Source organism: Mannheimia massilioguelmaensis, from assembly GCF_000940515.1.
In the GTDB taxonomy this organism is placed as follows: domain Bacteria; phylum Pseudomonadota; class Gammaproteobacteria; order Enterobacterales; family Pasteurellaceae; genus Basfia; species Basfia bettyae.
Window position 1 is genome coordinate 115854 of the sequence record NZ_CDQL01000003.1, and the last position, 11904, is coordinate 127757.

The following is an 11904-nucleotide window of genomic DNA, read 5'->3' on the forward strand; positions in this document are numbered from 1 at the left end:
AGTCTATTTAAATAATTAAATAATAGAAGGAACTGTTATGAATAAACATTGTTTCCGTGTTGTTTTCAATAAAACCTTACAACGCTTGGTGGTTGTTTCTGAGCTAGCAAAATCAGAAGGAAAATCCACTGAGAAAAAGAATTTTAGTTTTCCAAGCATAACGGTTCGACTAAAAACACTGGTATTCAGCTTATTTTGTGCACTGGGTTTTGTATCATTTTCAAATTTGGTACTGGCGGATGCCTTAATTATACGTGCCGACAAAACCGCCCCGAAAACCCAACAACCGATTATCCTTTCTACCGCCAATGGCTTACCTCAAGTAAATATCCAAACCCCAAATGATAAAGGCCTTTCCCATAATAAATATTCACAATTTGATGTGGCTGAAAAAGGGGCAATTTTAAATAACAGCCGCACCAACACTTCAACTCAATTAGCTGGAAACATCACCGCTAACCCTTACCTTGCTCGAGGCGAAGCAAAAGTCATTTTAAATGAAGTGAATTCAAGCAAACCAAGTGTAATGAAAGGCTATATGGAAGTGGCTGGTAAAAAAGCCCATGTGATTATTGCCAACCCAAGCGGATTACATTGTGATGGTTGCGGTGTGATTAATGCCGACCGTGCGACCTTTACCACAGGAAAGCCAGAGATTAACCATGGTGTGGTGGAAAAATTCCAAGTTGAGAAAGGCAAAGTGGCTATTGCGGGTAAGGGCTTAGATAACAGCAATGTAGATTACACGGAAATTCTTGCCCGTGAAACCCAAGTAAATGCAGGAATTTGGTCGAAAAAAGAAGCCAAAGTAATAGCAGGTAAAAATACCGTTAAGCGTTCAGATTCCGACAATAATTTGCAAATAATTAGCACTAAACAACCGCTTGCAGATGAAAGCCAACCGCAATTTGCCATTGATGTAGGCAAATTAGGTGGAATGTATTCAGGTAAAATTTATTTAATTGGCACAGAAAAAGGAGTTGGAGTACGTAACGCTGGGCATATTGGAGCGAGTGCCGGTGATGTGGTAATTGATACAAATGGCAGAGTTATTAACAAAAATAGTATTCAAGCAAGCCAATCTGTTGAGCTATTGGCAACTAAAAACATTGAGAATACAGATACTGCGAAGATTTTAGCCCATAAAGGAAATATCAAGCTGAATAGCAAAAAATCGGTTGAACAATCAGGGGTTGTTGGAGCAAAACAGCATATTAAGATCTCAGCAGATCGTTTAGCTCAGACCAAAACAGGTGAAATTCAAGGCGGTAATGTTCGCATTCAAGTAGCCGATACTGTAACCAATCGAGGATTGATTTCAAGCCGACAAGAAAATGACGATAAAGCTAAAAACGTTATTAAGGCGAAGACTATTGAGAATGTGGGAACCGGTCGGATTTATGGTGATCATGTGGCATTGCATGCAACTCAATTAATCAATCATGATGAGAAAACAGATGTCGTTGCAAGCCCAATTATTGCCGCACGAGAGCGATTAGATTTAGGGGTAAAACAACTTACCAACCAAAATCATTTTTATTCAGGTAAGACCAAAGATGCTACTGCGTTATTTAGTGCAGGATCGTTACATATTGGAGGGCGATTAAATAGTGCTGATGAAGCAGAAGGTTCGGCAGAGGTAATTAATAATCACAGTGCATTAATTGAGAGTTTAGGCAAGATGAGCCTCAATGTTCACAAAATCAATAATACCAATGATTTCTTTAAGAGTGAATTGCAGGTGGTGTCTGATAAAGCTGTAGATTGGTATTACATTGTGCCGAGTGGTGTGCCTGAATCTGAATTACGTTTAGATAGACGTTTATTGAGCTGGTGGTCAAAATCTCGTGGACGTAATGGCTGGCGAGTGAATTCAAAACCTGAGGAGATTGAAAAACCATTTAATAATGATGTGCAATCTAATTATTTACCTGAAGCTAATCAATGTGTTGGCGGTGGTGTTGCACCTAACTGCCAGCTCTCAGTACATTCCTATTATCTTCCTAAGGATTCAGCGTGGCAATATTTTGCGATTAAGCCGACTATGCGTGAGAATCTAGCTGAATTGTTGAATAATGCCAAAGTCCCAGTTGAACCTGTCGCTCCAATTAAGCCTGAAGCACCTATTAATGGGAATGCAGCAGCTCAACAAGCCTATGAAAAATTACTTGCTGAATATCATGCCTATAAGGCTTTGTATGATAAAGCATATCAAACCTATTTAACTGAAAAATCTCATTTTGAGAAAAAAGTGTTACCAGCCTATTGGCAATGGGTTAAAGACAACCAAAATGCCTTTACCCAACTCAATACAGCAATTTCTGCACATAACCAAAAATTTGCTTCACTTGCAGGAGTCGAATACAAAGATTATTGGGTAACGAAAATAAACAAAGAAGTTATTAAAGAAAATGTAGTTACTCAAAGTCAGGCAGGGGAGATTTTATCAGGCAGTGATTTAAGCGTGACTACTGATAAGTTTGTGAATGATAAAAGCCGTATTTTAATCGGTGGTCATTTTGCTTTAAATGGTAATTTGGAGATGAAACAGGAGCAAGGTCGCCAAATTACCGAAACTTATGGTGATAAGTATTATAGCTACTTAAAAAAACGTAAAAGTAAAACAGGCAGTTTTAAAAATAAATACAAACGAGTGAATACCTCTGAACAATCAGGCTTGTTAAGTAACCCTGAAAAAAGCATTACGTTGCCAGTTGCTCAGGTCTTTGATCAATATGATTTTGATAGCCACTCACTTGTGGAAAAAACAACAGGTGAGAGTTCGCCATTGCCAAGTTCTAGTCTTTATAAAATTAATCCGAATGCTGATAGCCACGTTTTAATTGAAACCGATCCTGTATTTACCGACAAAAAACGCTGGTTAAGTTCGGATTATATGTTCAATGCATTAAGACATGATCACAACAATGTACAAAAACGCTTAGGCGATGGCTATTACGAGCAACGTTTAGTGCGAGAACAAATCAATCAACTGACAGGCAGACAATATTTAGGCAACTATACGAATTTTGATAGTCAATATAAAGCCTTGATGGATGCGGGGATAACTTTTGCGGAGAAATTTAATTTGCGTTTAGGTGTAACATTATCGCCTAAACAGGTCGCACAGCTTACCTCGGATATTGTCTGGTTTGAAACAAAATCAGTACGCTTAGCAAATGGCGAAACGATTTCAGTCTTAGCCCCTAAAGTGTATGCAGTTGCACGCAAAGGGGATATTGATAGCCAAGGGACATTACTTTCTGCAAATAGCCTTAGCCTAAACAGCAATGCAATCTTGAATGAAGGTAGAATAGCTGGGCGTGAGTGGGTGCAATTTAATGCGATGCATTTGAAAAATAGTGGCACCGTCACAGGGAATGTGGTGACAGGTAATGTGAAAGGTAATGTTGAGAATATTGGTGGTACGATTGAGGCTAATCGAGCTATTTTATTGGATGTAGGCGGTGATTTTATTCACCACTCTACCACTCGAACCAGTGATATTGATATGGCGGAGTTTAATCGGGCAGAAACTGCGCTTGACCGCAAAGCGTTGCTACACGTTAAAGGGGAAAATGGCGCATTGTACATTCATGCCAACAATGTCAATATGGCAGGCGCAGAGATTATTAATGATGGTCAAGGCGAAACCTATCTGAAAGCCCAAAATCATCTTCATCTCACCAAGGTTAATGTGGGCGTTGATGAAAATATTGGCAGTGGCAATCATTATCGTAAGCAAAGTGACAAGAATATAGTGGTTAGCCATATTGCAGGCAATGGTCAAGTCGAGCTGCGAGCCAAGAATCTCTCTTCTGAAGGGGCAGATTTAGATGCTAAAGGGAAACTGATAGCCTTGGCTGAAAATGATATGGTATTAGGCACCGCCACACGCCAAACGGCTTATGAAGAGTTTCATGAAACGAAAAGTGGTAGTGTGGTGGCAAGTCAAACGACCAAGCAATATGATAATAAACGAGAATTGACCCACAAAGGGACAGAGCTAACGGGTAAAGGGCTTGTGCTACAGGCAGGCAATGATTTAAATGCAGAAAGTGTATTAGCGGTTTCTCGCAATGAAGATGTGTTGCTTTCGGGGGGTAATCATGTGAACTTAAGCACAGCAACCAATCAACAGTATGAGCAACATATCAAAGAAACCAAACGTAGTGGATTTTTAAACGGCGGAGAAATAGGCTTTACGATTGGTAGCCAAAAAATCCGTCAAGAAAACACCCTTGATGGTGCGATACAAAGCACAGTACGTAATACGCTTGCCAGTGAAAGTGGCAACGTGATGGTGAAAGCAGGTCATCAAGCCAAAGCCAATAATGTTGATGTGATGGTGGCTAATGATAAAAGTGCGGTCATTTTAGGCAAAAATGGTGTACGAGTGGAAGCAGGGAAAGATGTTGTTCATAGCACTGATAAATACGAATTTAGTCAATCGGGATTAAGCCTTGCTCTGAGTACACCAGTCACTAATGCGATGCAATCGGCACATCAATCTGTACAGAAAGCCAAGGCGACACAAAATGACAAACTGAAAGGGGTTTATGCAGTAAAAGCAGCGGAAGATGCAATTATTGCAGCTCAAAATGTGAGTAAAGTGGCAGATACGCTAGGCAATCTTGATAACACACTCACAGAAAATACCGCCGCTACAGAAAATCCAGCGATGAAAATTGCGGTGAGTGTTGGCAGCCAGAAACAAGAAAGAGAAAGCCAAACAGAAACCATTACGCACGCTAAAAGCAACCTGAAGGGTGGGAATGTCTCACTGATTTCAGAAAGCGGTAAAGTTGAGTTGGAGGGTGTTGATACCAAAGTAAAAGATACATTACACCTTGAGGGCAAAGAAGGCCTTTTGTCCAAAGGGGTCATGGACACCACCGATAACAAAACCACCGATAAAAATCACAGTACAAGTGTGGGCGTCTTTGTTGGCTTTACTGGTGACAGTTATGGAATGGGTGTTGAGGCATCAGGCAGTGTTGGCAAAGGCAAGGAAAACAGCCATACGGAAAGCTGGCAAAACAACCAACTACACACAGATAAGTTTGTCACTCATTCTGCTGGCAAACTAACCTTAGATGCAACTAATCTCAAAGCAGAGCATTGGAAAGGGGATGTTCAGGCACTTGATGCCATTAGCCGCCAAGATGTAACAAAATACGATAGCCATCAAACTCAAGCCGGGGGAAGTGTTTCAACATCTGGAGCGAGTGCTAATGCTGCCTATAATTCAGCGAAACTGAACACGGTACAAGTAGAAAAGCAAGCGAGTGTGGAAATTGGCAAAGGGGGAATGGATGTTAAAGTCCATAACAACACTCATCTTGACGGAGCCGTTATTACCAGTGATGCAAGCCAAGCAAATAACCGCTTGGAAACAGGCACGCTGACCACAAGTAACATTCAAAACTACAGCGAACTAGAAACAAGAAGTGGCTCTATTAGCGGTGGTACAAATGGAATAAATCCAATGTCAGCGCTAAGCTTACTGGGCAATAAAAATGAAAGTGAGCAAAGTACCACCAAAGCAGCAGTAGGCAAGAATATCAATATTACGCTGACAAAAGACCCCAATGGGGAAATGACACTTCAAAATCTCAATCGTGATACCGAACATGCCAACCAAAAGGTCAAGAAACATGACATTAACGAAGTGAAAGAAACGCAAGAGTTAGTGAAAGGCATCGGTGAGATTGCAGAAAAGGCAATGCAGATTTACACGTACAATGAACGAGAAGCGGTTGAAAAAGCGAAGTTAGAAGCTGGTAAAGTGGCTACTCGTCTCAAAAACGAGGGAAAAAGTGATAAAGAAATCGCAGAGCACCCAGATTATGCCCCACTCAAAGCGGCTTGGGATAATAAGCAAAAGCATTATGATGAAAACTACGGCACGGGAAGTACAACCAAACGCGCGGTAGATGCGGTGACAGCGGCATTACAAGGATTAGCGGCACAAGACATCAACCAAGCAGCGGTGGGATTAGCTTCTCCTTACTTAAATGAACAAATCAAAAAGTACACACAAAACGCCGATGGTACAGTAAATCCACAAGCGAACTTAATGGCTCACGCCTTACTCGGCGCAGTAGAAGCAGCAGCAACGGGCAACAACGCCCTAGCAGGCGCAGCCGCCGGGGCAGGCAGTGAAGCGGTAGCAAAATTGATTACCGAAACCCTTTACCAAGGCAAAACTACAGAGCAACTGACAGAAAACGAAAAACAAAATGTGGTATTCCTAAGCCAACTTGCAGGCGGTTTGGCAGCTGGATTGATTGGGGATAGTGCACAATCGGTAGCAGTTGGGGCTGATGTGGGGAAACGAGTGGTGGAGAATAACTACCTATCAAACTGGCAGGAGCAGAAACGCTCACAAGAATTAGAATCCTGCCATGGTGATACTCGTTGTGAAGACAGAGTTCGATTATATTGGGGATTGGTTGATGTTGGGCAAGATGTCAGTTTTGTATCGGGGGTAGTTGCTGGTGTTCCTGAGAATCTCGCTGAGAGCGTTGATGGATTGATTTCCACGCTCTCAAGCCCAATAGAAACCATTTTGGCGATGAAAGAATTGATAGCGAGAGAAGATACTATCTCTCATATTGCTAATATGACTAAACAGGAGTATTTAGCTAAACTCGATAAAATGCAAGTTTACTATGAACAGGCAGGAACAGTAGGTTCTTTTAATGCTGGAAAAGAGTTTGGCAATATGGTGACGGATGTGGTGACAGCATTAACAGGTGTTGGTGCTATTGTTAAAACAGGTGTAGGGACAACAGCAAAAATAGTTACCAAATCAGGCAAAGAAATTGCTATTCCTAAGGCTAAATCGAGCGCTAGTTTAGGAACTTGCTCTTTCCGTGGCGATATGGAAGTCAAAACAGATAAAGGCTATCAACCGATTTCATCCATTAAAGTTGGCGATAAAGTGCAGGCAAAAAATGAAATAACCGGTATCACAACTTATCAGAAAGTCCAAGCTCACTACAGTAATCCGTATGATTACACTGTCTATGTAGAAATCACAGACAACAGAGGAAAATACCAAACTATTGTATCAAACAAAATTCATCCATTCTTTACACAAGTATTATCAGGTAGTACTCCAGTATCTTCCGAGGGGCATTATTACCAAGGGGACATAGCAAAAGCTCAATGGGTTGATGCCCAATATCTGCAAAAAGGTTATCGTTTGTTATCGGTAAACGGTGAGTGGCAGACGGTTTCCAATATCACTATAAAAGCAGAAGAGCTGAAAGCCTATAATATGACAGTGGATAAAGATCATACTTACTTTATTAAAGGAGCGGCAGCGGATAATGAAGGGGTATGGGTGCATAATGATTGCGATCCTGAGTTTATTAAAAATATTATTAAATCTCAAAAAATTGCCCCAGATCTATTGGTTAAAGGCGTTCATTTCAATATTGGTAAAATTGAATTAAAAGCACTACCTGGGGATAAAGGTAATGTTATATTTAAACCAGTATTTTCTTCGTATAATGCTAAAGATGTAGAAAAAGCTCAGGCTTTACTTAACAATAAAATGTTTAGAGATTTTTTAATCAAGCATTCAGAGGCTGGATTTAAAATGGCATCTCAAAATGGGGATTCTAAAGCTAGAGAATTTAAAAATCTAAAATTATTTTTAGAGAGAAATAAAAATGAAAATAACTAAATCTGAAATTTTAAATTTTATCCTTAATGGGGAAATATTGGGGTTTAAATTAGGTGATAATAAAGATTATTTAATAAAAAAAATCGGAACACCAATTCATTATGAACCACAGAAAAAGAGAAATAAAGGGATACTTAATTATGGAAAATTAAATGTATATATCTATAATGATACTGTATCATCTTTTAGTTTTAATGATCTCCTGGAATATTCTAATCTAGAACTATGTAAAATTATTCTTTCTGAAATAACTGAATTCCTTGAAAAAAATAAAATTCATTTTAATTTAAAAAAATCGAAAGATATAAATGAATTAGATTTTATTTTTTTTAAAAATTATCAGTTAGGTTTTTCGGATGATTCATTATGTTACTTTTGGATTGAAGCTTTAGCTTAGGATATTATTTTAATATGTCTGAAAATTGTAGTCATAAAAATGAAATGCCGGGTAGGGATAATATTGAGCCTATTATTAGTGATATGAAAAAATTTGAAAAAGGGAGAAAATAAATGGATAAAAATATTAGATTAGGGGTTAATATTCTCGAAGCGATTGCTACAGATGATTTTGATTTATTAGAAGACTTATTCAAACAGGGAGATAGAAGCTATTTAGAAACATCACCCAAAGAAGGATGGAGTTGGTTACATAAATCTTTACTAGGATTTGAATCTGATGAACCATCTAGAAAAATGATTGAGCATTTAATTAGTAAAGGAATTAATGTCAATGCTCAGGATTGCTACGGAATGACGCCATTACATTATGCAATGAGGTCAAAAAATGTTGAAGCAGCAATGGCATTATTAAATGCGGGAGCAGATCCTAATATTCCAAATCAAGATAATCTCATTCCTTTATCAATGATAGGGTATTTGCCTGATAGATTAGATCTTTTAAAACTAATGCTGGAGAAAGGAGCTAATGTCCATTTTTTAGTAAATGAAAACGAAAGTATCTTGGAAAGTTATAAACCAACACCATTAGAACCACATCTATCCCCTATATATGATCTAATGATGAAATATTCTTAATAAATAGAGATCTGCTTTGTAATTTCAATGCATATGTATGGCTGGGAGCATAGAAGGTTATCCTTAGCAGCAACAGAATTAAATTGGAGTCAAAAACAATTTAATGATTATGTCAATGCGAGACCAGAACGGTTCAGTATGGACACCACCGATAAAAATCACAGTACAAGTGTGGGCGTCTTTGTTGGCTTTACTGGTGACAGTTATGGAATGGGTGTTGAGGCATCAGGCAGTGTTGGCAAAGGCAAGGAAAACAGCCATACGGAAAGCTGGCAAAACAACCAACTACACACAGATAAGTTTGTCACTCATTCTGCTGGCAAACTAACCTTAGATGCAACTAATCTCAAAGCAGAGCATTGGAAAGGGGATGTTCAGGCACTTGATGCCATTAGCCGCCAAGATGTAACAAAATACGATAGCCATCAAACTCAAGCCGGGGGAAGTGTTTCAACATCTGGAGCGAGTGCTAATGCTGCCTATAATTCAGCGAAACTGAACACGGCACAAGTAGAAAAGCAAGCGAGTGTGGAAATTGGCAAAGGGGGAATGGNGCATTATTAAATGCGGGAGCAGATCCTAATATTCCAAATCAAGATAATCTCATTCCTTTATCAATGATAGGGTATTTGCCTGATAGATTAGATCTTTTAAAACTAATGCTGGAGAAAGGAGCTAATGTCCATTTTTTAGTAAATGAAAACGAAAGTATCTTGGAAAGTTATAAACCAACACCATTAGAACCTCATCTATCCCCTATATATGATCTAATGATGAAATATTCTTAATAAATAGAGATCTGCTTTGTAATTTCAATGCATATGTATGGCTGGGAGCATAGAAGGTTATCCTTAGCAGCAAAAGAATTAAATTGGAGTCAAAAGCAATTTAATGATTATGTTAATGCGAGACCAGAACGGTTCAGGCTAGAAAATATGTCTGAAAATCGTAGTCATAAAAATGAAATGCCAGGGAAAGCTGATATTCTTGAGATCAAGCAAGATATGCAAAAATTTATGAATGGAGATAAATAGAATGAAATTATCATTACTAAATGAACTAGAGCTTGAAGAACTTATTGTAGAAGCGAACTCTAATGAAAATATCAATTTTTTAACTGAGGTATTCTTAGATAAGAAAATTGCCGATATAAAAAAAATAACTGAGTTTGATAAGTGGAACTATTTACATAGAATTTTGTGTTATTTCAATCCGAGTTTGAATCTTGTTAGGTTCTATATTGATAATGGATTAGATATTAATGCTCAGGATCGCTACGGAATGACGCCATTACATTATGCTATGAGGTCAAAAAATGTTGAAGCAGCAATGGCATTATTAAATGCGGGAGCAGATCCTAATATTCCAAATCAAGATAATCTCATTCCTTTATCAATGATAGGGTATTTGCCTGATAGATTAGATCTTTTAAAACTAATGCTGGAGAAAGGAGCTAATGTCCATTTTTTAGTAAATGAAAACGAAAGTATCTTGGAAAGTTATAAACCAACACCATTAGAACCACATCTATCCCCTATATATGATCTAATGATGAAATATTCTTAATAAATAGAGATCTGCTTTGTAATTTCAATGCATATGTATGGCTGGGAGCATAGAAGGTTATCCTTAGCAGCAACAGAATTAAATTGGAGTCAAAAACAATTTAATGATTATGTCAATGCGAGACCAGAACGGTTCAGTATGGACACCACCGATAAAAATCACAGTACAAGTGTGGGCGTCTTTGTTGGCTTTACTGGTGACAGTTATGGAATGGGTGTTGAGGCATCAGGCAGTGTTGGCAAAGGCAAGGAAAACAGCCATACGGAAAGCTGGCAAAACAACCAACTACACACAGATAAGTTTGTCACTCATTCTGCTGGCAAACTAACCTTAGATGCAACTAATCTCAAAGCAGAGCATTGGAAAGGGGATGTTCAGGCACTTGATGCCATTAGCCGCCAAGATGTAACAAAATACGATAGCCATCAAACTCAAGCCGGGGGAAGTGTTTCAACATCTGGAGCGAGTGCTAATGCTGCCTATAATTCAGCGAAACTGAACACGGTACAAGTAGAAAAGCAAGCGAGTGTGGAAATTGGCAAAGGGGGAATGGATGTTAAAGTCCATAACAACACTCATCTTGACGGAGCCGTTATTACCAGTGATGCAAGCCAAGCAAATAACCGCTTGGAAACAGGCACGCTGACCACAAGTAACATTCAAAACTACAGCGAACTAGAAACAAGAAGTGGCTCTATTAGCGGTGGTACAAATGGAATAAATCCAATGTCAGCGCTAAGCTTACTGGGCAATAAAAATGAAAGTGAGCAAAGTACCACCAAAGCAGCAGTAGGCAAGAATATCAATATTACGCTGACAAAAGACCCCAATGGGGAAATGACACTTCAAAATCTCAATCGTGATACCGAACATGCCAACCAAAAGGTCAAGAAACATGACATTAACGAAGTGAAAGAAACGCAAGAGTTAGTGAAAGGCATCGGTGAGATTGCAGAAAAGGCAATGCAGATTTACACGTACAATGAACGAGAAGCGGTTGAAAAAGCGAAGTTAGAAGCTGGTAAAGTGGCTACTCGTCTCAAAAACGAGGGAAAAAGTGATAAAGAAATCGCAGAGCACCCAGATTATACCCCACTTAAAGCGGCTTGGGATAATAAACAAAAGCGTTATGATAAAAACTACGGCACGGGAAGTACAACCAAACGCGCGGTAGATGCGGTGACAGCCGCATTGCAAGGATTAGCAGCAAAAGACATCAACCAAGCAGCCGTGGGATTAGCCTCTCCTTACTTAAATGAACAAATCAAAAAGTATACACAAAACGCCGATGGTACAGTAAATCCACAAGCGAACTTAATGGCTCATGCCTTACTTGGCGCAGTAGAAGCGGCAGCAACGGGCAACAACGCCCTAGCAGGCGCAGCCGCCGGGGCAGGCAGTGAAGCGGTAGCAAAATTGATTACCGAAACCCTTTACCAAGGCAAAACTACAGAGCAACTGACAGAAAACGAAAAACAAAATGTGGTATTCCTAAGCCAACTTGCAGGCGGCCTAGCAGCTGGATTGATTGGGGAGAGTACACAATCAGCAGCCGTTGGAGCTGATGTGGGGAAACGAGCGGTGGAGAATAATTATTTATTCAGACA

General features: G+C 39.3%; 6 protein-coding genes and 2 pseudogenes. All 8 read left to right on the top strand.

Annotation, left to right across the window (positions count from 1 at the left end):
• Positions 1 to 37: 37 nt before the first annotated feature.
• A complete protein-coding gene (locus tag BN1226_RS10660) occupies positions 38 to 7696 on the top strand; it encodes a two-partner secretion domain-containing protein (RefSeq protein ID WP_052506666.1) in 7659 nt (2552 codons plus the stop codon).
• Positions 7683 to 8093 (top strand): hypothetical protein, encoded by a 411-nt coding sequence (locus BN1226_RS00825; RefSeq protein ID WP_044469610.1) that lies wholly within the window; start codon positions 7683 to 7685, stop codon positions 8091 to 8093. Before BN1226_RS10660 ends, BN1226_RS00825 begins: the two co-directional genes overlap by 14 nt.
• Positions 8094 to 8206: 113 nt before the next feature.
• The gene (locus BN1226_RS00830) at positions 8207 to 8731 is read left to right on the top strand and encodes an ankyrin repeat domain-containing protein (RefSeq protein WP_044469611.1); all 525 of its coding nucleotides are present in this window, start codon (positions 8207 to 8209) and stop codon (positions 8729 to 8731) included.
• Between the two features lie 33 nt (positions 8732 to 8764).
• Positions 8765 to 9295, top strand: coding sequence for a hemagglutinin repeat-containing protein (locus BN1226_RS00835; protein ID WP_082041895.1), 531 nt, complete (start codon positions 8765 to 8767; stop codon positions 9293 to 9295).
• Positions 9286 to 9519, top strand: a pseudogene (locus BN1226_RS10860) (ankyrin repeat domain-containing protein); the annotation flags it as partial. The gene BN1226_RS00835 and the pseudogene BN1226_RS10860, both read left to right, overlap by 10 nt.
• Before the next feature lie 33 nt (positions 9520 to 9552).
• Positions 9553 to 9765, top strand: a complete 213-nt coding sequence (locus BN1226_RS00840) for a GH-E family nuclease (protein ID WP_204204304.1) — start codon at positions 9553 to 9555, stop codon at positions 9763 to 9765.
• A 1-nt stretch (position 9766) separates the two neighbouring features.
• Positions 9767 to 10297: an ankyrin repeat domain-containing protein gene (locus BN1226_RS00845; protein ID WP_044469612.1), complete on the top strand. Its 531-nt coding sequence runs from the start codon at positions 9767 to 9769 to the stop codon at positions 10295 to 10297.
• Between the two features lie 30 nt (positions 10298 to 10327).
• A pseudogene (locus tag BN1226_RS10940) lies at positions 10328 to 11896 on the top strand (VENN motif pre-toxin domain-containing protein); the annotation flags it as partial.
• Between the last annotated feature and the right edge of the window lie 8 nt (positions 11897 to 11904).

Bases quoted from the DNA above. Each gene is read 5' to 3' on its own strand.
- BN1226_RS00840 (WP_204204304.1), top strand. From the start codon at position 9,553: ATGTATGGCTGGGAGCATAGAAGGTTATCCTTAGCAGCAAAAGAATTA.
- BN1226_RS00830 (WP_044469611.1), top strand. From the start codon at position 8,207: ATGGATAAAAATATTAGATTAGGGGTTAATATTCTCGAAGCGATTGCT.
- BN1226_RS00825 (WP_044469610.1), top strand. From the start codon at position 7,683: ATGAAAATAACTAAATCTGAAATTTTAAATTTTATCCTTAATGGGGAA.
- BN1226_RS00845 (WP_044469612.1), top strand. From the start codon at position 9,767: ATGAAATTATCATTACTAAATGAACTAGAGCTTGAAGAACTTATTGTA.
- BN1226_RS10660 (WP_052506666.1), top strand. From the start codon at position 38: ATGAATAAACATTGTTTCCGTGTTGTTTTCAATAAAACCTTACAACGC.